The sequence below is a fragment of the Veillonella parvula genome (genome assembly GCF_047241225.1).
GTDB classification, from domain to species: domain Bacteria; phylum Bacillota; class Negativicutes; order Veillonellales; family Veillonellaceae; genus Veillonella; species Veillonella parvula_O.
In genome coordinates, this window is the sequence record NZ_JBKTIE010000002.1 from 50129 (window position 1) to 74133 (window position 24005).

General features: G+C 40.0%; 25 protein-coding genes. All 25 read right to left on the reverse strand.

Translation table 11 applies throughout. The features are described from left to right. Positions 1 to 139: 139 nt before the first annotated feature. On the reverse strand, positions 140 to 607 hold the full coding sequence (locus tag ACLRYO_RS03610) for a hypothetical protein (protein ID WP_077707605.1): 468 nt from the start codon (positions 605 to 607) through the stop codon (positions 140 to 142). 274 nt (positions 608 to 881) lie between these two features. Next, entirely contained in the window at positions 882 to 1766 is an 885-nt protein-coding gene (locus tag ACLRYO_RS03615) for an immunity protein YezG family protein (RefSeq protein WP_077707606.1), read from the reverse strand. A gap of 270 nt (positions 1767 to 2036) precedes the next feature. After that, positions 2037 to 2801 (reverse strand): DUF3969 family protein, encoded by a 765-nt coding sequence (locus ACLRYO_RS03620; RefSeq protein ID WP_077707607.1) that lies wholly within the window; start codon positions 2799 to 2801, stop codon positions 2037 to 2039. A 75-nt stretch (positions 2802 to 2876) separates the two neighbouring features. Continuing rightward, positions 2877 to 3125, reverse strand: coding sequence for a hypothetical protein (locus tag ACLRYO_RS03625; RefSeq protein WP_012864733.1), 249 nt, complete (start codon positions 3123 to 3125; stop codon positions 2877 to 2879). 155 nt (positions 3126 to 3280) lie between these two features. Next, the gene (locus tag ACLRYO_RS03630; protein WP_012864734.1) at positions 3281 to 4033 is read right to left on the reverse strand and encodes a hypothetical protein; all 753 of its coding nucleotides are present in this window, start codon (positions 4031 to 4033) and stop codon (positions 3281 to 3283) included. Positions 4034 to 4334: 301 nt separating this feature from the next. Further along, positions 4335 to 4796 (reverse strand): helix-turn-helix domain-containing protein, encoded by a 462-nt coding sequence (locus ACLRYO_RS03635; protein WP_077707608.1) that lies wholly within the window; start codon positions 4794 to 4796, stop codon positions 4335 to 4337. A gap of 46 nt (positions 4797 to 4842) precedes the next feature. After that, positions 4843 to 6147 (reverse strand): glutamate-1-semialdehyde 2,1-aminomutase, encoded by a 1305-nt coding sequence (gene hemL / locus ACLRYO_RS03640; protein WP_278618686.1) that lies wholly within the window; start codon positions 6145 to 6147, stop codon positions 4843 to 4845. A gap of 9 nt (positions 6148 to 6156) precedes the next feature. Next, on the reverse strand, positions 6157 to 7131 hold the full coding sequence (gene hemB, locus ACLRYO_RS03645; RefSeq protein ID WP_077707610.1) for a porphobilinogen synthase: 975 nt from the start codon (positions 7129 to 7131) through the stop codon (positions 6157 to 6159). A gap of 9 nt (positions 7132 to 7140) precedes the next feature. Continuing rightward, entirely contained in the window at positions 7141 to 8649 is a 1509-nt protein-coding gene (cobA, locus tag ACLRYO_RS03650; RefSeq protein ID WP_413084681.1) for a uroporphyrinogen-III C-methyltransferase, read from the reverse strand. Beyond that, positions 8646 to 9584: a hydroxymethylbilane synthase gene (hemC, locus tag ACLRYO_RS03655; protein ID WP_004695234.1), complete on the reverse strand. Its 939-nt coding sequence runs from the start codon at positions 9582 to 9584 to the stop codon at positions 8646 to 8648. The genes cobA and hemC overlap by 4 nt, the downstream gene beginning before the upstream one ends. A gap of 4 nt (positions 9585 to 9588) precedes the next feature. Next, positions 9589 to 10860: a glutamyl-tRNA reductase gene (gene hemA / locus ACLRYO_RS03660; protein WP_278618689.1), complete on the reverse strand. Its 1272-nt coding sequence runs from the start codon at positions 10858 to 10860 to the stop codon at positions 9589 to 9591. Beyond that, positions 10829 to 11476 carry a bifunctional precorrin-2 dehydrogenase/sirohydrochlorin ferrochelatase gene (locus ACLRYO_RS03665; protein ID WP_077707613.1) on the reverse strand — a complete coding sequence of 216 codons (648 nt, stop codon included), beginning with the start codon at positions 11474 to 11476 and terminating at the stop codon, positions 10829 to 10831. Before ACLRYO_RS03665 ends, hemA begins: the two co-directional genes overlap by 32 nt. 57 nt (positions 11477 to 11533) lie before the next feature. Beyond that, complete coding sequence (locus tag ACLRYO_RS03670) at positions 11534 to 12319, reverse strand: RNA-binding protein (RefSeq protein ID WP_413084682.1); 786 nt, start codon at positions 12317 to 12319, stop codon at positions 11534 to 11536. 2 nt (positions 12320 to 12321) lie between these two features. Further along, the gene (proC, locus tag ACLRYO_RS03675) at positions 12322 to 13116 is read right to left on the reverse strand and encodes a pyrroline-5-carboxylate reductase (RefSeq protein ID WP_278618692.1); all 795 of its coding nucleotides are present in this window, start codon (positions 13114 to 13116) and stop codon (positions 12322 to 12324) included. 26 nt (positions 13117 to 13142) lie between these two features. Continuing rightward, a complete protein-coding gene (locus tag ACLRYO_RS03680) occupies positions 13143 to 13640 on the reverse strand; it encodes a cell division protein SepF (RefSeq protein WP_278618694.1) in 498 nt (165 codons plus the stop codon). A gap of 53 nt (positions 13641 to 13693) precedes the next feature. Continuing rightward, complete coding sequence (locus tag ACLRYO_RS03685; protein ID WP_004695221.1) at positions 13694 to 14380, reverse strand: YggS family pyridoxal phosphate-dependent enzyme; 687 nt, start codon at positions 14378 to 14380, stop codon at positions 13694 to 13696. A 176-nt stretch (positions 14381 to 14556) separates the two neighbouring features. After that, positions 14557 to 15411, reverse strand: coding sequence for a polyphenol oxidase family protein (locus ACLRYO_RS03690; protein ID WP_278618696.1), 855 nt, complete (start codon positions 15409 to 15411; stop codon positions 14557 to 14559). A 9-nt stretch (positions 15412 to 15420) separates the two neighbouring features. Then, positions 15421 to 17148, reverse strand: a complete 1728-nt coding sequence (locus ACLRYO_RS03695) for a radical SAM protein (protein WP_278618697.1) — start codon at positions 17146 to 17148, stop codon at positions 15421 to 15423. 115 nt (positions 17149 to 17263) lie between these two features. Then, entirely contained in the window at positions 17264 to 17968 is a 705-nt protein-coding gene (locus tag ACLRYO_RS03700; protein ID WP_278618698.1) for a DUF421 domain-containing protein, read from the reverse strand. 12 nt (positions 17969 to 17980) lie between these two features. Beyond that, complete coding sequence (locus tag ACLRYO_RS03705; protein WP_278618699.1) at positions 17981 to 18442, reverse strand: DUF3290 family protein; 462 nt, start codon at positions 18440 to 18442, stop codon at positions 17981 to 17983. 173 nt (positions 18443 to 18615) lie between these two features. Then, positions 18616 to 19623, reverse strand: a complete 1008-nt coding sequence (ilvC, locus tag ACLRYO_RS03710; RefSeq protein WP_004695212.1) for a ketol-acid reductoisomerase — start codon at positions 19621 to 19623, stop codon at positions 18616 to 18618. 141 nt (positions 19624 to 19764) lie between these two features. Then, a complete protein-coding gene (locus ACLRYO_RS03715) occupies positions 19765 to 20550 on the reverse strand; it encodes an ABC transporter ATP-binding protein (RefSeq protein WP_270279409.1) in 786 nt (261 codons plus the stop codon). Positions 20551 to 20561: 11 nt separating this feature from the next. After that, positions 20562 to 21050, reverse strand: coding sequence for an acetolactate synthase small subunit (gene ilvN, locus ACLRYO_RS03720; RefSeq protein WP_004696811.1), 489 nt, complete (start codon positions 21048 to 21050; stop codon positions 20562 to 20564). Next, the gene (ilvB, locus tag ACLRYO_RS03725; protein WP_155086563.1) at positions 21050 to 22759 is read right to left on the reverse strand and encodes a biosynthetic-type acetolactate synthase large subunit; all 1710 of its coding nucleotides are present in this window, start codon (positions 22757 to 22759) and stop codon (positions 21050 to 21052) included. Before ilvB ends, ilvN begins: the two co-directional genes overlap by 1 nt. Before the next feature lie 18 nt (positions 22760 to 22777). Next, the gene (ilvA, locus tag ACLRYO_RS03730) at positions 22778 to 24001 is read right to left on the reverse strand and encodes a threonine ammonia-lyase (protein ID WP_278618701.1); all 1224 of its coding nucleotides are present in this window, start codon (positions 23999 to 24001) and stop codon (positions 22778 to 22780) included. Positions 24002 to 24005 lie beyond the last annotated feature (4 nt).

Genomic DNA, 24005 nt, shown 5'->3' on the forward strand with positions numbered 1-24005 from the left:
TAATATAAGTAACATAATACTCCTCTTTAATTAAGAAGTTTTATATTTAATGACTACCGCTTAAACTGATCAAAAAATAATAAAAGATTCCAAGTCCTAACTACGTTATTAGAACTTGGAATCTAAAATTATACTGCTATTAAAAAGAAATTCGGCTACCTTGTGATTGAAACCTTCCAGGCGCTTCTGACAATTTCTTATATATATCAAATGTTTCAGATGGACCTAAACTTTCAATCGGTTGTAATATCATATTATCACCGTAATACCATTGTTGTAATCTTGTAAAATTATTTATAATTTCAACATCTTCTGGATTTAAATAATATACAATAATTGTATTGCTCTCTTGATTAATAATAACATAGACATCATCATTCATCGCATAAATTTTATCATTAATAATATCCATCGAAATACCTTTATTAATGAGATATACACTGTTGGCCTTATCAAAAATTGTATTGTATCTGCTATCAACTACATACCGATACTGTAAATCATGATATAACCAACCCCCACCTATAAAGAGAAATAGACCAAATATACCTACCAATATCGTGGATAACTGCAGTAGACCTTTAATAAAAACAATTATTTTATTCATATTTGTATATTAGTAATATTTCTCCATAAACTCACGTCATCTTATACTCAATAATATCTCTATTATAAATAATAAATCTAGTTGTTGAGATATTCATATCTTTTATTTTATCATAAAACACTCATAAAAACTTAGAAATCTGGTGATTTTAATAGAACTACTTAGATTTTAAGTAATAATGATTTTTTATCATTTTGTAATATAAAAATGACACCTATACCAAGCCCTTGTTGGTGGTATAGGTGTCATTATAATAGTATGTAATACTAACCTACTAATCTGAGTAAGATAATTCTAAAGATACTTCACCATTAGCTGTTAATATAAATATTAATCCAGAGAACGGATTTTGATTATAGAATTTAAAAGTCTCAATCATTGATAAAATTTCATTCTTTAAATTATACATAACTTCCGAAATAATAGCCGGCTCTTCATCATTATTTTCTACATACTTTGTAATATATGAATCATCCTCAGTTTTATAAACCAAAAGCTCTACAGAGGAATTATTAACATTCATATCAAAGTGTAATTTAGCACGATGCCAATTTAGAGGCGTTAACTTGTATATACTTTTGGCTACTTTATTATAATGTTTTTCAAGTTCCGATTCTAAGCTTTTATGCTTTAACTTAAATGCCTTATCAATGGCAGTATAATTTTTTGCTAATACACGAGATTCCATATCTTCCAATAATAAAACACCTCGTGGACCTTTTAGCATTTCTTTATATACATCCGGATCAAATTCATCTTCATTTTCCAAAACACCAAAGTTTTTATATACCCACTTATATCTATTTTGGAGCCAGCAATCGTCAGTTACAGGGTCATTATGAAATTCACAATGTGGCTCATAATCATCGCGTGAAATATACATTGTTCCCCACGTCCATTGTTCTGTAGAGGCTTCATGAAGTAAACGTACATACGTTAAAATCTCACTAGTTCCAGCTTTTATAGATTTTACTTTTTCATCACTGCAATTATATAGCAAATCTCCATAACTAATGATTGAACCAGCCGGGGTTTTTACATAATAACAAGCCGAACTCATACCTGATTCTGTACATTCAAAAAACAAATAACACTTATACCAATGTATTGGCATACAATCAATAAGTATATCTCTTATTTTATTAATATATATATCCATATATCCTCACATTAATTATTAGGAATTTCGTCAGAAAATCTTCTATTCCTCTTACATCATCATTAGTAATGATTCGATGTTTATCTAAATCAAGAAATGTTAGGTCATAACCTAAATAATACCAGCGATTATTGTTAGTATTTAGCATCATGGTCTGAGTTCATTAGCATTTTTCTAACGTTATATAAAGCCTCTTTTGAAAAGTCTTCTAGCTTAGTTTTCTTAAATAATAATCATAAGTATATATACAACTTAAAAATCTTCTAGAATCTATAATCCTAAGTCTATAAACTCCCCTGAAACTTTAATCTGCCAAAACATCCCTTTAGTAGCTTTTAAATCAATGCCTGTTTTTAACTTGTCAAAACTCACATCATAAAATGGTAATAATATCTGTAATGATGCTAATTTTGCTTTCATAGTAATTAAATCTTTACTTAATTGCCCGGATATATTAGTATCCGCTATCTCCTGTAAATTGGAAATACATGCTTGAAGATCTTCATTCTGAATACGTTCACACGTATATATTTCAGACAAATAGGTCTGTTTAATACAACTTAAGATTGATTCAGAAATGAATTCAGGTTTTTGTAAGACTTCATACAATCCTAACAAAAACAACGCCCAAAATATCTCCTCTACATAATCGGTAAAGAAATAGATACCGAACTTCTTTTCATCATGTGTAGAAATCTTTAACACTTCAGATAAAGTATTACCCTCTAACTCCCGTTCTATTAAAGCAATCCAACTACTGCATTCAATATCATCTAACGTATCATTTAATGCTGGTATAGGGATTCTACGAGCCATCCACTCATCAACATCCTCTAAACTCATCCCATCACCAATTATATTTAACAGTTTATCGGACAGATGTGCTTTTCTACACATTAATCGAATTAACATACTAAATATGTAATATTCTAAAATGGTCAAGTCAATATAATTTCGTCTATATGCCTTAACAGCACCCAATATAAAGACCATTAAAAATGTATCTAAGCTTTTTTTACTTTTAAAATAGATCATATTTATACCTCTATCCACTAATTTATTCTAGCTTAAAATCTATACGTTCATCATTAACCCGTTTTACTTAGTGAATTATAATAGTCCATTATCCATCAGCAAACCCAACAAAGTAAATATTGCAAAAAATAAGAAGATACTCAAAATAATCCTTACTACACATCTCACTATAGGCTTAGCTGAAGTAAAAGATTCTATACTATCATGATTACCAATCAACTCAGGAATACAAATAAATGCAATTAAAAATCCTATAGCCTGAATTGTACCTTTAACCTCATAATTTGTATCATATAAATTCAAAAAAGAATCAAAGAACTCCATCGATCTACTAAATCTCCTTATAATTAAGATAATACATACTAAATAGAATATTTACATTCCTATCTTTTTCAAAACTAACAACTCCATCAAATCAACTCGTTAAAGTACTCTCAATTTTTACTACACAATATTATGAATATAAATATAATATATTACTACTTTTTATTAACATAATTATCTCTTAATTGTAACAAGATGGTCCGTTCGTCTTTCCCAATTTCATCAAGACTATTTAATATGGTTAGATAATCGCCATAGTTATATTTCAACATAGTAATTAAAGAGTCTCTAACCTTTTTACCAGCAATACTTTCATCAAAATATACTTGTATATTATTTGTTTCTTTATCAATGATAATAAAACCACTAACATTAAATATTAAGATTTTAGTAGGAGTCTCTTTTATTCCTCTTACGTCATTTGTAATAATTAGATGCTTATCTAAGTCGAGAAATGTGGCTTCATAGCCTGAATGATACCATCGTTTATTATAATATTTAGCACCACGTTCTGAGTTCATCAGCATTTTTTCAAAGTTATCTAAAGTCTCTTTTGAAAAAGCTTCTAACTTAGATTTCTTATTAACAATCATCTTAGATCTTGAATAATTAATTTTATGCTTGCCAGTCTCATCACCGTAAATTTCAAATTCTAGAACATCTAACATGTGATTTCTAATATCATATCGACCGATTCCATCATAGCCTAAATAATAATAGTAAGGCTCATCAAGATATACGGCTAAAATACGACTAGAGACGGTTTCTTTAATTGATGTATCTACTAATTCATGGGACTCATCCAGAATAACTATATTATTAGGAGAACCATCGTGATAATAATACTGATAAATAGTGGTACTAATAATTGCTATAACAATCAGTATTAAAGAACAAATTTTTTTCATACCAAACTACCTAAGCTATATAATCAAATAGCTTCATACAAAACACCAACATCTTTTAATAATATCAAATATCATATCTAATTAATAAATATTTATTCCCCTTCTATAATTCAATTATATGTTAAACTAGCGTATACCACCAACGAATATTTTGTTATGTTGCGGCAAAAAAAGTACCATCTATCAAGGGACGACTTATGTGTCGTTTAGCTCCCCAAATAGATGGTACTTTTTATAATTAAGTTAATTAAATTGTTCAAATAAACATGTCTCACTCAATCTACAATGTTAGTATATTAAACTACTTTATATTTCGTCGTGCCGCTAAACTACCCGCACTGCTAGCTAGGCCAGCCCGATTGATATGAGGGTTCCCATGTTTGTACGTCTTTGGCTTGCTGTCCTTATCTTCTACTTTTGATTTCTCAAATTTAGTAAACAGATTGTCGAGCTCGCGCAAGAGCGCACGTTTTTGTGAGTCTTTCAACTCGAATACTTCACCTTTATAGGCGATGTATTTATTTTTTAGTACAGGACTGAGATCATAGATGGGCTCGTGTTCTTCTCCATTTACATCCAACAGCTCATCCAAGGTCAATCCATAATAGCGAGACAGAGCACAGAGTGTATCTAAATCTGGTTCGCGATACCCTGTTTCGTAATTTGAAAGCGCCGCATTACTGATACCTACGGCCTTTGCTACTTCGATTTGGCTTTTGCCCATGCGCACGCGAGCACGCTTTAAGTTCTTGTAAAACTGCATGTTCATCACCTGTATCGATACATAAACAACTACAAACTATATACTTTTATAATAATGTATCACTGATTTTTTTGAAAGCTTCATCAGCAACGGCTAATGTGCGTTCCACTTCACCGCTCTTATGGCAGATAGATACGAAATTACTTTCATAAGGGCTTGGCGCATAGTAAATACCATGGCTCAAGTTATGATGGAAGAACATCTTAAATTGTTCTTCGTTGCACGCTGCAGCATCATCAAAGTTCTTAACTGGTTTGTCAGTAAAGAAGATGGTGAACATAGAGCCTACACGTTGTACTACAACAGGCACATTATATTGTGCCGCCAATCTTTCAAAGCCTTCACAAAGGCCAATCGTCGTATCTTCTACTTGTTTAAACACCGTTGGATCACGTTGCAGAATGGAAAGCGTTGCCAAACCAGAGGTAACGGCAATTGGGTTACCACTCAATGTACCAGCTTGGTAGATAGGACCAGCTGGTGCAATTTGGTTCATAATCTCGCGAGAGCCACCAAACACGGCAAGTGGCATGCCACCGCCAACGATTTTACCAAGGCATGTAAGATCTGGTTTAATCTTGTAACGTTTTTGAGCACCGCCACTACTAGCGCGGAAGCCACACATAACTTCGTCAAAAATCAGTACAGCACCGTGAGCCTTAGTTACTTCGCGCAAGGTTTCGAGGAAACTTGGTACTGGAGGCACACAGCCCATATTACCTGCTACAGGTTCCACGATGATAGCCGCAATAGTATCGCCGATCTCGTCAAATAATTTACGAACCGCATCAGAATCATTGTACGGCAATGTTATGGTATTCTCTGCTACGCCTTGAGGAACGCCAGGGCTATCCGGCACGCCAAAAGTAGCAAGGCCAGAGCCAGCTTTCACCAAGAGCGCATCACTATGACCATGGTAACAGCCTACAAATTTTACGATACGATCGCGACCAGTATAGCCACGAGCTACGCGCAAGGCACTCATGGTAGCCTCTGTACCAGAGTTTACGAGGCGGATAACCTCCATAGATGGCATGAAGGCTTGTATCTTTTTAGCCAATTCTGTTTCTAGTAGTGTAGGCGCACCATAGCTAGTACCACGAGGAATCGCCTCTTGCAAACTAGCAATAACTTCAGGATTCGCATGGCCCAAAATCATAGGACCCCAGCTCAACACATAGTCGATGTATTCGTTGTTATCGATATCATAAATGCGGCTGCCACTGGCGCTGCTAATAAACGGAGGGTTAGAGCCTACGCTGCGATAAGAGCGAACAGGGCTATTTACGCCGCCTGGCATATAACGTTTAGCCTCGTTAAAGGCCTTTTCAGATTTACCGAGTTGGAACATAGTTCCTCCTTATTGTTGTAACCATTTAGCAATATCTAAGGCATGGTACGTAATGATGATTTTAGCACCAGCACGCTTCATAGACAGCATTGTTTCCATAACGAGACGTTCTTCGTCGATGAGACCAGCCGTAGCAGCAGATTTAACCATCGCATATTCGCCGGATACATTGTATACCGCCACAGGCAATTCATAGCGGTCACGCGTTTCACGAACGATGTCCAAGTAGGACAAGGCCGGTTTAATCATGATAATATCTGCACCTTCAGCGATGTCGAGTTCGATTTCTCTGAAAGCTTCTAAACGATTAGCCGGGTCCATTTGATAAGATTTGCGGTCACCAAATTTTGGCGCAGAATTAACAGCTCCGCGGAACGGCCCATAGTAAGCAGATGCATATTTTGCTGCATAACTCATGATGGATACATTGGTATAACCTGCCGCATCAAGGGCTTCACGAATAGCACCTACGCGACCGTCCATCATATCGGATGGAGCCACCATATGTGCACCAGCTTCTGCTTGGCTTACCGCAACTTTACAAAGCAATGGTAATGTTTCGTCGTTCAAGATTTCATGGTCATCAATCATGCCACAGTGACCGGTAGAGGTATATTGGCACAAGCATACATCAGAAATAACCAAAAGATTTGGCACGGCTTCGCGGATGGCTTTGATGGCTTGTTGTACTGGTTGGGACATATCCCAAGCAGAGGAACCTTGCTCATCTTTATATGTAGGAATACCAAAGATTTCTACACCACGCACACCAAGATCATAAGCCTCTTGAGCTACTTTCACAGCCTCATCAACAGACAAGTGATATTGACCTGGCAATGTGTCGATTTCTTTTTTGATACCTTCACCAGGCACGATAAATAATGGATAAATCAAATCAGTTACGTCGAGTGTCGTTTCGCGTACCAAATCACGCATTTCTGGATTGATACGCAAGCGGCGAGGACGGTATGTTAAATCGTACATGTAATCCTCCTAAATGTCTTTTACAATAGCATTTACTAAGCCATCTGTTGTATATACATCGCTGATGATAGCCGGTTTAAGACCTGCACTCATAGCCGTAGCAGCCGTAATTGGACCGATGCAAGCCACTTTAGTTTTGCCTAATAGCTCTAGTGCATTGTCGCCCAATAATTGGATTGTATTTGTTACAGTAGAGGAGCTTGTGAAGGTAATATAATCTACATTGCCTTCTGTTAACGCTGTTACTAATGCTTCTTGTTGAGATGTATCTTGTGTAGTTTCGTATAAACGCAAGATATCTACATTCATATCGCGGTGACGCAAGCAACGTGGAATCACATCGCGTGCTACCTTTGGTTGAATCAACAGTACAGAATCCCCTGCATTGAGTTCTTCTTCAAGAGCCTCTACAGCAGATTCAGCCTTATAGTCTACAGGAATGATATCCGGTACGATGCCATACTTATGAAGTTCACGAGCCGTAGCACAGCCGATAGCCGCCACTTTAGAATTACCTAAAGCACGTGTATCTTTGCCTTCTTTATATAGAGCATCGAAGAAGTAGCGAACCCCTTCACCAGATGTGAATACGATGCATTGGTATTGTTTTGTATTATTAATGATACGTTTATCTTCCTCAAACAATTCCAATGGAGATGTTTTGATTGCCGCTGCTTCCACTACATTTGCGCCTTGAGCCGCTAATTTTTCGCGGAATGCACTTGCTTGGGAGCGAGCGCGTGTGACCACAACAGTTTTTCCGAATAAAGGTTTATTATCGAACCATTGTAATTTTTCACGAAGGTTGACAACATCACCTACTACGATGATAGCTGGCGCTTTCAATTGAGCCTTTGCTACATCTTCAACGACATGTTCAAGGGTAGAAACTAATACCTCTTGTACTGTTTTTGTTCCCCACCGAACAAGCGCTACTGGTGTAGAGGCTGCTCGCCCATGAGCCATCAATTTTTCCGCAATGACAGGCAAGTTACCAACACCCATTACAAAGCAAAGTGTATCTACCGCCGTAGCAAGGCCTTCCCAATGGATGCCAGATACTGCTTTTGTAGGATCCTCATGACCTGTTACCACCGCAAAGGATGTGGCCATAGCGCGTTGTGTTACAGGAATCCCTGCATAGGCAGGCGCTGCGATAGGAGATGTTACACCTGGCACGAACTCAAATGGCACACCGGCTTCGCCAAGAGCCATCGCTTCTTCACCACCACGACCAAATACGAGCGGATCACCGCCTTTTAATCGTGCTACGATTTTGCCTTCTTTACCTTTTTGGACTAATAGCTCAATGATTTCCCATTGATGCATTGTGTGCTCTTTACACTGCTTACCAGCGTAAATTAATTCTGCATCTGGGCGCGCCCACTCTAACAGATGAGCATCCGCTAAATAATCATATACAATTACATCTGCTTTTTCGATGCATTCACGGCCTTTTACAGTGATGAGTTTAACATCGCCAGGGCCTGCACCGATTAGATATACCATACCTGTCATTTTATGATTCCTTCCTCTATGAGAGCATCCACAATACGTTTGCCCCCTTCTTCATATAAGGCTTTTGCAAGATTTTTACCAAGGATCTCGCCTTTTTTAGCGGGACCAGAGATTTCCCCTTCGTACACAGTTTTTCCATCGAGGGATGCAATCATAGCCTTTAAAGTCAATTGACCTTTATTGATGGTGCCATGTACGCCCATTGGCACTTGACAACCACCATTTAATTGACGCAAGAAACTACGCTCCCCTTCAACGGCATAACGCGTTGCTTCATCGTTGATAGGATCCAACATGTCAAGCATCTCCGTATCGTCGGCACGACACTCGATAGCGAGTGCCCCTTGTCCAACGGCAGGAATCATTTCGTCGGCCTTGAAGACTTGTGTAATTTGGTCTTCTAACCCCAATCGCTTAAGGCCTGCTTGAGCCAAGATAACACCGTCTAGCTTTTCCGTTTCAATTTTGCTCAAACGAGTCTGCACATTACCGCGAATAACCTCTACCTTTAGGTCAGGTCGGACATGTAATAGCTGTGCTTGCCGGCGTAAACTACTAGTGCCAACGCGAGCGCCTTGTGGCAATTTGTCCAGTGTTTTATACACGGGACTCACTAGTGCATCATAAGGCACTTCACGAGCGGAGATGGCACCAAGAGTAAGGCCTTCTGGCAACTCTGTAGGCATATCCTTTAAGCTATGTACGGCGATGTCGATGTCGCCTGCATGCATAGCCTCTTCTAATTCAGCAGTAAATAAACCTTTACCACCAACTTGAGCCAGTGGTTTCTCTAAAATACGGTCACCCTTTGTATTAAAGTGAACTAGCTCTACCGTAATATTGGGGTACAGACGTTGTAATTCTGCACTAATATGTTCAGCCTGCCATAGGGCAAGGGCACTTTTTCGCGTGCCGATTCGAATATGATCTCTCATGGCATTAGCCTTCTTTCTCAAGATTAAACATATCTTTGAATAAGTCCCAGTACAAGCCTTCTTCCTCTGTACCAGCAATTTCGTTGAAGTGAATCATCGGTTCACGCAACATTTTGCGAATGATCATGCGACTCATCGAGTCCATAATGCGGCGTTCCTTATCGGAAATATCTGGTAATTTAGCTAATGCGCGATGTAATTCACGACGGCGAATACGCTCCGCTTTTTCTGTAAGCAATGCCATCATCGGACGCACTGTTAAATAGCTCAACTTATCCAATAACTCTTCAATAGCATCATGAATAATAGGCTCCGCACGACGAGCTTCTTCTTCGCGCTGCGCCTTATTTTCTTCTACTACACTTTCAAGAGAGTCAATATTAAATAGGTAAATACCGTCCAAATCTGCCACCGCAGGATCGATATCACGAGGTACCGCTATATCGATCATAACGATTGGTTCACCCTTGCGAAGAGTCGTAATTTTCTTCGCTTCTTTTTCAGTAATAATATAATGCGGTGCCCCTGTAGATGTGATAAGAATATCCGCATCTTTAGCATAGTCTACAAAGTTATCGAGCTTAACAGCTTTACCATTAAAGCGTTCCGCTAACATTTCAGCCTTAGCAAAGGTTCTATTAGATACGAAAATCGTTTTTACACCCTTCGCTTGTAAATGAGTAGCTGTCAATTCACTCATCGTACCAGCACCCAAAATAAGTACTGTAGCTTCGGATAATGGCTTATCTAAACTGTCCTCCGCAAGATTGACCGCCGTGTAACTAACAGATACAGGCGTATTAGCAATGCCCGTATTAGTACGTACCTTTTTACCAACGCTAATAGCCCGTTGGAATAAAATATTAAAAATTGTTCCCGTACAGCCTGCGCTATAAGCCTGAATATAAGCCCCTTTTAATTGGCTCAAGATTTGGCCTTCCCCTAACACAAGGGAATCAAGACTAGCAGAAACACGGAATAGATGCTCAATACAATCTCGTTCTTCGTAGAAGAAGAATGCATCTGCATCGATATGATCTGCTCTTTTTAAATCTTTTAACACTGCCAACATGTAATCCTTCGGGAATTCTACACCTTCTAAAGCAGCATAAATTTCCGTTCTATTACAGGTGGATAATATAACGCATTCTGAGATACAGTCAAATTCATAGAGGCGGTTTAGTGCGGCAACTACCTCGTCTTTATCAAACGAGAAACGTTCACGCACCTCTACAGCGGCACTTCTATGATTTAGACCTAATACCACTAATTGCATGGTTAAGTTTCTCCTCTATAATCATCCAATCTCCCTTGAGAATGGCTTCAAATGTTTCTACCGTCAGATTGTCTCGCCAAAATTTCTGTCGAGCCTCTGGAGTAGGAAGCAGTAACTTTACTTCTTCTCTAAATATTTTAAGTCTAGGCATAGCCTTTTGCAACTGACCATAACGATTCATCATATCTTGTCGTACGAGACGATTGATACGAGGTCCTACATTATTGGCACTAATAGCAATATGAAGATCGCCGAGTTCAAGGGATGACGGCACAGTAAAGCTACACGCGCTCGGATCATCACTGCGGTTGGTCCACACGCGATGTTTTTTTCCTAGCTCATACAAGGTATCGTTTAATTCATGATTATCTGTGCAGATAAACAGCAAACTACTCGAAATAATATGCTCTTCGTCATCCATTGTGAAAGCCCGATCACACCAAGTGATACGATTTTCCTTTGCCCATTGGCTAATCGTATCCGTCACAGTTGGAGCAATAACGACAATTTGGCAAGGCTCCTCAATAAAAAGCTGCATCCGTCGTTCCGCTACTTCTCCGCCGCCTACGAATAGGATTATATTTTCAGTTGTAGGTTGAAATGTTATGGATACCATGGCTGTCCTACTATATACAAAAAAATCGGCTTGATGGTCAAGCCGATTTTCAACTGCCTACATAAATCGTTTCAGATATACGCCGATACGCCCTTTACGAGAGGTACCTGTAATAGCTTCTACCTTCATTCGGCCACGACCACGCATGGAAATGACATCCCCTTCTTTAACCTCTTGGGATGCCCCCTTAGCTGGTTGCCAGTTTACTTGTAATAAGCCCGCATTGATAGCACTCACCAATTTAGTGCGAGATACACTAAATCCAGAGCTTGCTACCGCATCTAAGCGCAAGGAAGCGACTGTAGTGCGGACTTCTTTAATTTTTTCTTCTTTTGGTGCAATATCTGATAACTCAATAGCCTCTACAGATACAGAAACCATAGCAATTTTCGTAAAGTTTTGAATTACGAAATCAGCCACGCTTTCATCCATCATAATCTGAGCGCCCCCTTGCTGGACGATAACGTCCCCAAATTTGGAGCGATCAATGCCAAGGCCCATCAAGGAGCCCAGCACATCGCGATGGGTAAGCAATCGGAACCGTGGGTCCCAATTCACCTTAAGGGCGCGAATGCCCATGTCCACGGTACCGTTAAAGTCGCTATCTACAAAGGCGATACGGATACGTTCCGCCCCTTCATAGCCACCGTCAGTTTTAACAGTTAACTGTGGGTAATTAGCCTTGATAGCATCTGCAATAACAAGGCCTGCAGGACTCGTAAAATCCGCCACACGATAGGGGCGACCTTTAACAACCTGCTCAGCCAAGTCAAGCATGCGACGAGCTTCCTCACCGCTGCCACTGGCCTCGAAATATCGTATTAATTTACTAGTATCTGCCAAAATTATTTCCCCAATTCATTCGACCGAGAAAGACATGCTACTACGCCATCTTGGAGAGCACTGCGAAGTCCACCTTTTTCCATGGCACCAATACCAGCAATGGTGGTGCCACCGGGGCTGGTCACTTGATCTCGTAGTACTGCTGGATGATTGCCACTTTCAAGAGCCATCTTACCAGCACCGTACATCGTTTGAGCAGCTGCCCTTATGGCTAGCTGACGTGGTAAACCAATACGAACGCCTGCATCAGCTAAAGCATCAAGGATAACGAACATATAGCCAGGGCCCGCGCCAGATAGTGCGCCTAAGCGATCTAAATCGGCTTCGCTCACCACTGCTACCTCACCTACAGCCTCAAATAAGGCTTGTACAGTAAGACCTAGGTCAGTATTCACATCATCTCCAGCAAGTGCCGTCATGCCAGCACCGATAGAAGCCGGTGTATTTGGCATAGCTCTAAACCAGTTAGCTTGTGGAATAGCCGCATCAAGAGTATCTAAGGTGACACCTGCGGCAACAGAAATCATAACAGTCCCATAAGGTACTTCTTTTAAAGTCTCTAATACAGATGGTAACACTTGTGGTTTTACAGCCAATAGAATAGTGTTGTACTCGTTTACATTAGGCAATGTAGTAAAACCTACTACACCAAGCTCCTCTGCAAGAGCCTTACATTGTTCTTCGCGACGCACTAGAATGTGTGTATCACAGGCTTTCAACACACCATACTGTAATGCACCGCGCAATAGAGCGCCCCCCATTGAGCCAACGCCTATACATAGGGTTTTACCTAACATAGTTATCACCACCATTTATAGAGAGATTATTTGTTTTCCCAAGAATATTCGTTTTGCTCAGTTGTGCTGCTTTCATTGTCATTATAATCAATGGAAATATTTACAGGTACACACATGAAAATGTCTTTACCTACTTTTTCCAATTTGCCATCCAATGCATAGGTCGCACCAGATACGAAATCTACAATACGAGCTGCTTCATGAGGGTCTGTATTTTCAAAATTAATCAATACAGGACGCATGTCGCGCAATTGATGTGTAATATTTTCAGAATCTTCAAATACTTTTGGTTCAATTACAACTACTTTCATAGCTGTTGGACGTTGTGTCATCGTAGATTGGCCTCCTACCTTGCGTGGATGAAATTCAGATGCGCCGGACACGGGAGCCGCTGTTGCTACTGGGGTAGGTTCAGCTTCGTATTCCTCTTCATCTTCGTATTCGTAATCATCATATTCATAGTCATCATCAGTTCTGCCTAAGAATAAGTTTTTTGCTTTGTCTAAATAATCTCCCAATGCCATTTGGATTTCCTCCTAATACAATTAACGCTTCCGATTATCAGGTAACCCGAACCTTAATAATATACACGTTCCCCAAAAATTGCTGTGCCTACACGAACGATGTTAGCCCCTTCTTCCAAAGCAACCTCAAAGTCATGAGTCATCCCCATAGATAAATATTGAATCTGCCCTTCTTCAAAGTAGCGTTTCATATCCTCAAACAAGGCATTCGCTACGCGAAAGATTGGACGAGCTTCCTGTGGATCATCGAAAAATGGCGCCATACACATCAAGCCCCTTACGCGTACATGAGGCAATGTTTTTGCATAATCTCGTATTTCTGGAAACTCTTCGACGGTCATTCCCGTTTTAGAGGCTTCGCGGGCCACATTGACTTGCAGTAATACATCTTGTATTTTATCGTGCTTTGCAGCAACCTTTTCGATTTCATCTAATAATTTACGGCTATCCACAGAATGAATTAAATCAAACATAGGAACCGCTTGGCGCACCTTATTGACCTGTAAATGACCAATCAAATGCCATGTTAATTGTGGCCCCTTATAGGTTAGCTGCTTTTCTTTGGCCTCTTGTACTCGATTTTCTCCTACATGAGTGACACCGAGCCGTGCGACCTCTTCCACAGCCGACACAGGGTGGTTCTTTGTAACCGCCACTAATAATGCTGTATCTACGCGACCAACACGCGCCATAGCATCGGCCATGCGCTGCTGTATAGCGTGTAGGGATTCTTCAATCACGTGAATGCCCCCTTCAATCTATATATCATAATCATCAAATATATTTGTATAGACTATTTTATTATATAGTATTTAAGGTCAAATGTACATGATTTAAGGCTTATCCCTTCCACAAATTCAAGCATGTATATATATAAAATATCATACTTTATTATGATTCCTGTGAAAGTCGAATTTTATCGGTCTTGTAACATCGCAAATAAGGCCATGCGACCTGTTAGGCCTGCCTCTCGACGATAGGAATAACAGTCTACTTCACTTACACTATCGGTACCACCAATTGTGATATTCTCAGGAGGAATTCCATTTACAACGAGATCCTCACCAATAAAATTCCATAAATTGATATAAGCCTTATCTAATTTATCACCAGGATAATTGACAACATCAGATGCATCTCGGTCTGTCATATCTCTCCATGCTAATTCAAAGCGTTTACCTAGTTCTACATCTACTTCAAAGGACTCTGGTCCAATACTAGGCCCAAGATATATATAGCAATCTTTGAACTCGGTCCCATAAGCCTCTTTCATGGCCTCAATAGTAAGTACTGGTAAGCGGCCAATGGCACCACGCCAACCTGAATGTGCCGTTGCAATCGCATGATGTTTGGCATCGTAAATGCCTACGCCAACGCAATCTGCAGTGAACAGAAATAATGGCACATGAGGTAGATTTGTAAATACCGCATCACAATCATCGATGGCCGTATCTTCCCCAAAAGCACCGGCCCCAATAAGGTCTTCTGTGATTTCTACAGCCTTTAAACCATGGACTTGATTGCCACAAGAAATACGGTTTGGTTCAACACCTAAATATTTCGCAACAATAGCTCGATTTTCTCGTACACTCTGAGCTTCATCGCCTACATGAAAAGCTAGATTTAATGATTCATAAGGGGCTTTAGATACGCCACCATGACGATAGGTATCGCCCATAACAATAGGAAATCGCTCACTCCAGCTTGGCGTCTCATAAGACCATATACCATGAGGACCTTTCACATCTTTACGTTTTACAGATTGATTCATCTATTACTCCTATTTACATACACCACAGCGTTTACAACCTACTGCACATGAAGGTGTATATGCTTCATCAAGGGATCTTTGCCATTCCATTTCAAGATAGCCCTCCTGCATCCCCATGTCTAAATGGCTCCACGGCAAGAATTCATCAAAACTGCGTTCGCGATAGTTCATATCGTCCATATCTAGACCAGCCGCCTTCATTTCAGACTTAAAAGATTTACTACCTCGATCGGCTGCACACGCTGCAATAACAGCACCTAAACGACGATCTCCACGAGCAAGAACCCCTTGAATATATGCCTCTTTAGGGGACTCTACGAGAACCTCAATGCGGCGATTCTTTTGCAATGCTTTTTTTATATATTGTAATTTTTTCTCCACCGCTTTTTGATTATCCATGGCCATCCATTGAAATGGTGTAAAAGGCTTAGGAATAAACGGATTAATACTGAGCGTCAAACGACCTTTACAGCCTACCTCAGCCATATGAGCCTGCGTTCTTTCCGCAAGGCCTACAATAGCCTCAATGTCTTCATCGGTTTCCGTTGGCAGCCCAATCATAATATATAAGCGCATATGCTGAATACCTGACTTTGCAGATAAGGTAGCTGCATTTTGTAAATGCTCTTCACTGATACCCTTGTTAATGACGCGACGCAAACGTTCACTGCCCGTTTCTGGTGCAATGGTAATAGTCTTTTGTCCACTGTCTGCTAGTCCATCCACTACGGCTTGTGTTAACGAGTCAGCACGCAAGGATGCACAAGAGTAACGCATATCTTTAGAGCGAATATAATTAACGAGTTCATCTACCTCAGGATAGTCTGAGATAGCAGCACCCATTAGGCCTACCTTTTTACCTAGTTTTTCTGCGCGCTCTACGCCTTCTTTCAAAATGTCCAAAGGACGTACACGAGGTACGCGGAAGCAATACCCAGCCATACAAAAGCGACAGTGACGACCACAACCACGAGCTACTTCTATGATATACATAGCGCCAAATTCAGTATAGTTCGTAGCCACTACCGTTTCACCACCGCTGGTGAGCATTTCAAAGTGACGTTTAATCGTCTTAGGTACGCCCTCGACAATATCATAGCCTTTAAATTCACCATCTTCATTGTAAATCGGCACATACAGGGATGGTACGTAAACACCCGATACATCCGCTAATTGACGTAAAATAGCGTGACGATCCAAGCCTTCCAGTTTCCCATCTCGAATGATATCGAGGACATGGCTCACAAGGCCTTCCCCTTCACCGATAATGAAAGCATCAATAAAATCAGCAAAAGGCTCTGGGTTGAACGTCGCACAAGGACCGCCTGCAATAACGATAGGGTCAAACTCGGTGCGGTCTTTTCCCATAATAGGTACACGACCATGGCGCAACATCAAAGGAATATGGAAATAATCCATTTCAAAGGTGACATCAAAAGCAACTACATCAAATTGATGCATAGGCCTTTGTGTTTCAACACTCATAAGGGGAGTCTTAGTCTTATCGTAAGCTTCTAATTCCTTTTTCTCAGGCAAGAAAATCCGTTCGCAAACGCTATCATTTCGCAAATTGATTTCCTCATAAATGATATGAAGTCCAAGATTACTCATGCCCACGAAGTATGTATTTGGATAGACGATGGCCACCTTTTGCCCTGCATGAGGATTTACTGTTACCCGACTGTCTTCATCTTTATATAATTCTTGTAATCGATCAATTAAATCTTTACGATTCACTAATTTCCTTTCTATATAAGCCCACTACGAATAGTGGGCTTAATAAAAACTAAATACTATGTATCTATTATTAAAATGTTAATAGATTTATACGTTTCATATTCCAAGCTATATATTAAGGCTTTAATTTGCTCTTAGTCTTATTTTTTATAGAGCTTACTAAATTAGGTCTCTCTCTTTTATCATAAGGATATACAACAACTTTACCATCTTTATATTCTGCAATATATATATCCTTAACAGAGTATCCTTGAGCTTGGATTTCTTGTTCAAGCCACTCTCTATCTTTTTCAATTACATCGAGGGTAAACTGATTAATTTGACCATCATCGATAAGATCAAATCGGATATTATCTTCACCGAATTGAACCACGTTGAGCTGACCGTTTTGCTCCAATACGGCACGCTTAACATCCGTAACATATTGAACACCGGCAGCACGAAGTTTTAATTTAAGTTCAGCCGCTTGTATACCATAACGCATACATTCTTCTGTTAGAATATGACCTTTTTCGATTACTATAACTGGATGACCATCAAGAATTGCTTTAAAAATACGAAGATTCCCTTTTAAAAACTTAAGAGTCATTACGAGGATAGTCCATAAAATAAGGACTAACATAAATTGTAAAATACCAATTTGATCATTGTAAATAATGGCACCGATAATACCACCAAGTACGTAGTTTTGCAGTTGATCTAAGGCAGAGGTTGGGGCTAAATTGCCCTTACCCATTAAATTGATTTGTAAAATAATCGCCAAGAGACCGATGGCGAGTTTTGCAAAGACCATCCCATAGACGGCCATAGCTTCTGTCATATGTGGTCCTCCTTATTGTAATGCATCCTCTTTATCGTGAATTCGATCTATAGGGCTTACCTTATAAACACGTGTAATAGTATAGGTTGAAAATTCTGGATTAAATTGAACCTCATAGTAAGCATCACTTACTTTTAAAATCATACCATTACGAATCTTTGAGGAGTTAACCGCCAATTGGTCGCTCGGTACGGAACGATCTGAACTAAAAGAATGTAAAAATTGAGCCATACGAGAGGAGTCCTCAGAATAGGTTTTCATCCGATTATACTCTTGGTATTCAAGCCCTAAGAAGAACACTACGATTAAAGACAATATAATCATCAAGTCACGATAGCGACTAGTAAAACCATTTCGCAATACTTGTACTCCCAAAATGAGCAATGCTAATAGAACAGCTACAATTATAACAAAGCCCCAAGTTTGACCTATTACAGCCTGACTTTCAACATAGGCTAATGTGTAAAAATCCATGCCACACTCCTTTCAAATATTACTTTTTATTATACCATATTTGATTCCAATATTTTCGATGTAATCGTCAAGATGGCCCAAAATAATGTAAGAAAAGATAAAAAATAGCGACCCCTTACGGGGTCGCTTTTAATAAGCATATAATCTCACAAAAGATTACCTAAGTAATACTCTTATTTTAACCAGCTCATCAAGTTGCGAAGTTCTGCGCCAACTGGTTCAATTGGATGATTAGCAGCTGCTTCGCGATGTTCTTTAAGGAATTTTTGACCATTTTTGGAATCTGCTAAGAATTCATCAGCAAATTTACCAGATTGAATATCCGCCAAGATTTGTTCCATAGCTTTTTTAGTATCTGCAGTGATTACGCGAGGACCTGCATGGTAATCGCCGTATTCAGCAGTGTTGGAGATGGAGTGGCGCATTTTTTGGAAACCGCCTTCGTAGATAAGATCTACGATCAATTTCATTTCATGCAAGCATTCGAAGTAAGCGTTAACAGGTTCATAACCAGCTTCAGTTAATACTTCAAAGCCAGTTTTAATCAACTCAGTAACACCACCGCACAATACAGCTTGTTCACCAAAGAGGTCAGTTTCAGTTTCGGATTTGAAGTTAGTTTCCAAAATACCAGAACGGCCACCACCGATACCAGAAGCCCATGCTAATGCTACTTCTTCAGTATCGCCAGATGGGTCTTTTTCTACAGCGTACAAACAAGGAACGCCGGAACCTTCTTGGTATGTACGACGAACTAAATGACCAGGACCTTTAGGAGCTACCATGAATACATTGATGTCTTCACGAGGTACGATTTTACCAAAGTGAATGTTAAAGCCATGAGCGAATGCCAAGTACGCACCTTGTTTCAAGTTTGGAGCAATATCTTGTGCATATACGTCTGCTTGCAATTCGTCTGGAATCAATACCATAACGATATCAGCGCCTTTAACGGCTTCTGCAGTTTCTTTTACTGTAAGACCTGCTTCTTCAGCAGCTTTCCAGCTAGAAGAACCACCGCGAAGCCCAATTGTTACGTCCATACCATTTTCTTTCAAGTTCAATGCATGAGCATGACCTTGGGAACCGTAACCTAACACTGTAATTTTTTTGCCTTCCAATTTGCTTAAATTACAATCTGCATCATAATAAACTGTAGTACCTAAAATTTTACCTGCCATATTAGACAACCTCCAAACATATTCAATAGAATATAGATTATATATACTGTACACAATCTAACAAATTTTTGCAAGATGTGGCGTACATTAATTTAGTATCAGTAAGCCAAGTTTTAAGCCTCTGATAAAGAAATTTGATAACTACCGAACCATCACCCATGGACGATCATCCTTCCATACAACTTGTACGGAAAGACCAAAGACATCAGATAAAATATCATCGGTTAGTATCTCGTGTTTAGGTCCTGCATGAACCATCTTGCCCTCTCGCAGGATAGCTACATGAGTAATAAACGGTAATATCTCTTCAATTTGATGTGACACATAGATAATCGGCGTCTGCTGCTCCGCTGCCAAGGTAGAAACGGTGCGTAAAAACTGTTCCCTCGCTGGTAAGTCCAAGCCAGAGCAAGGCTCATCCAAAATCAATAATTCCGGATTTGCCATAATAGACCGCGCTAACAATACACGACGCTGCTCACCAGCAGATAAGGTATGAAAACGATGCCCTTCCAAATAGCCTAGTCCAAATTCAGATAGTAGTTCTATCCCTCGCTGATGGACCTCAGGTGCTACCTCTTGGTATATACCAATGCTACTAAACGCACCAGAAATAACAATATCTTCAACGACTTGTTTATCCAAGGTTGACTGAAATTGTCCAAGAGCAGAACTGACAAATCCTAGTCTAGATTTGATTTTAGGCCAAGCATATTTGCCAAACTCCTTACCAAACACACGCAAAGTGCCCGTTGTAGGAATTTGATAAGCCGGTAGCATGCTAAGTAGCGTTGATTTGCCAGCTCCATTGAGCCCTAATAAGGCCCAATGTTCACCTTCCTCTATATGCCAATTTACATTATCTAAAATAGGTCTACCATCACGGCGAAAGCAGACATTTTCATAATGGAGTAATTCACGCCCCACGTTATCAGCTCCTACATTTTTTCTCCACGGCTCATAGCGGTAATACCTGTTTTAGCAATTTCAAGAATACCATAGGTTTCCATAATTTGAATGAAGCCACGTAATTTTTCTACACTACCAATGACTTCAATGATCATAGATGTAGGAGAAATATCTAACACATTACCACGATATACATCGGCAATCTGTACAATTTGTGATCTTGTGGAAGCAGATGCTTTTACCTTGATAAGCATTAGCTCACGGCATACCACATCATGATCATCAAACACTTTAACCTTAACAACATCGATGAGCTTGTAGATTTGTTTTTGCACTTGATCAAGAATTCGGTCATCGGCCTCTACAGTAATAGTAATACGTGCATAACCTGGCTGATTTGTAATGCCAGATGTCATTTTTGTAACGTTAAAGCCACGACGGTTAAAGAGTGCCAAGATACGTGTACCAATACCTGGTGCATTTTTTGCAATGATTAAGACTTGATGTTCTTTTGCCATTATAGCACCCCTTTCTTACCCATCATACCGCTTATCGTGCCGCCTGCTGGAATCATTGGCAATACATTATCCTCTCGTTCAACGCGACAATCCAAGACAATGCTTTCATCCGATGTAATGTATGATTTAAATTCTTTGTTGAAAGTTTCAACATTATCTAGACGAGCTGCTTTTAAGTCAAATGCATCTGCAAGTTTCACGAAGTTCGGACTCACTTCTAAATCTACATAAGAGTAGCGTCTATCATTGAAGATTTCTTGCCATTGACGAACCATGCCAAGATAGCCATTGTTAATAATAACAATCTTGATTGGCAAATTATATTGGCGTACCATCATGAGCTCTTCACAAGTCATTTGGAACCCGCCATCACCGACAACGAGGATAACTTGTTTCTTAGGCGCCCCTACTTGAGCTCCGATAGCCGCCGGCAAGCCATACCCCATGGTACCCGCACCGCCAGAGGTAACGATAGTATGAGGTTTTTTATGAGTTAAGAATTGAGCCGCCCACATTTGATGTTGACCGACGTCACTTACGATTATGGCATCTTCCTTGGCAATCTTATTAAGCTCAGACAACACATATTGTGCATGTAATACACCATTTTTCGATTCAGGTATCACCATAGGGTATTCCGCTTGCCATTCTCGGATTTGCTCAAGCCACGCTTCATGCGTTGTAGGTTCTACAAGAGCATTAAGCTCCGTTAATACCTGTTTTAAATCCCCTACGATAGGCACGTTGATTGTAACATTCTTATCAATTTCAGCTGGGTCGATATCGATATGGATGATTTTAGCTTTTTTACAGAAGAAATCTGGATGGCCTGTGATGCGGTCATGGAAACGAATCCCTGCAGCAATCACAAGATCAGCCTCATCTGTACTATTATTAGCTGCAACAGAACCGTGCATACCAACCATACCAAGGGCCAATTCGTGATCTCCTGGGAAGCCACCAAGGCCAACTAATGTATTCGTCACTGGGATTTGAGCCTTTTCAGCTAATTCTTTAAGCTCATCCATAGCACCAGACTTCAATACGCCTGCCCCAGCAATGATAAGTGGTCGCTTTGCATTTTTGATGAGAGTAGCTGCTTTTTTGATTTGACCTTGATGACCTTTATAGGTTGGATCATAGCCTTCAAGATGAATAGGTACTTCGTACAATTTGTTGTATTCCGCCATGGATATTTTTTCGGTTTGAATATCCTTCGGAATATCGATGAGTACAGGGCCTGGACGACCTGTGCCAGCAATAAAGTACGCCTCTTTAATGATGCGAGGCAAATCATGAATATCTTGAACAAGATAGTTATGCTTAGTTATAGGCATCGTAATACCTTGGATATCCGCCTCTTGAAAGGAGTCCTTACCGATAAAGGGCCGGCCAACCTGACCAGTAATGGCCACCATAGGTACGGAATCCATGTACGCAGTCATAATACCTGTTACAAGATTCGTTGCGCCAGGACCAGAGGTAGCAAGACATACACCTACGCGACCAGATACGCGAGCATAGCCATCTGCCGCATGTGCTGCACCTTGTTCATGACGGACGAAGTAATGTTTAATTTCAGGGAAGCTATAAATTTCATCATAAATTGGGATTACTGCGCCACCTGGATAACCGAACATATCGGTTACGCCTAAGCGATGCAATGTTTCAAGGACAATGCGTGCCCCATTGATTGTTTCTGCGCTCATAGGAACCCTTTCAACCAGCTATTCAGATAAAATCTCGCTGGAATTTAAACGTTTAATAATGTATCCATTATGTTTGAAAGTATCAATAATGTGTTGGATGTGCTCTTCACCATTTGTTTCTACCGTTACTTGCAATTCCACTTCATGGAAACGGTCAAGGTTTTTGAACTGATTATGGTCGAGTTTAATAACATTTGCATCTGCATCTGCCAGCATTTGAGATACCGCAACCAGTTGACCTGGTTTATCAGGAAGGTTAACGGAGAAGGTAAAGATACGACCGCGCAATACGAGACCTTTATTAATCATTGACGAAATAGTTAGTACGTCGATATTACCACCACTGACGATAGCTACCACCTTTTTACCGTGGCACTCTAATTTCTTGAGACCAGCGAGTGGCAAAATACCAGAGTTTTCTGCTACTAACTTATGTTTTTCAACAAGCAATAAAAACGCTTCCATCAATTCATAATCAGAAACGGTAATAATTTCATCTACATATTGTTTGATATATTCTAATGTAGTTTCCCCAATTTGACGTACTGCCGTACCATCTGCAATCGTCGCCACTTCATCGAGAGGTACAGGATGATCAGCCTTTAAGGCAGCTAGGGCACTCGCTGCACCTTCTGGTTCTACACCGATAATCTTAACGCGTGGATTTTTTAATTTCGCCGCAGCCGCAATACCAGATACGATACCACCGCCCCCAACAGGAACGAGCAAGATATCCGCATCAGGCAATTCATCAAGCACCTCAAGGGCAATCGTACCTTGCCCTTCTATTACATCTTCATCATTAAACGGATGAACGAACACATAGCCGTGCTCTTTCTGCAACTCCATCGCCTTTTGATAGGCTTCGTCATAAATCTCGCCAAATAGTACAACATCTGCACCGTATTGTTTTGTAGCATTCACCTTGATAAGAGGCGTGTGTTTCGGCATGACAATAGTCGCTTTAATGCCAAGGCGTTTCGCAGCAAGGGCCACGCCTTGTGCATGATTACCGGCAGACGCAGCGATAACACCGCGCGCCTTTTCCTCTTCTGTTAGTTTTGCAATTTTATTATAAGCTCCACGAACCTTGAAAGAGCCTGTTATTTGCAAATTTTCTGGCTTGATATATACATCATTGCCACACTCGTCAGAAAACACATCACTATGAAGTAACTTCGTTTTCACAGTGATTGTGCTCAAGCGCTCACGAGCCTCCATAAAATCATATAACTTATACATATAC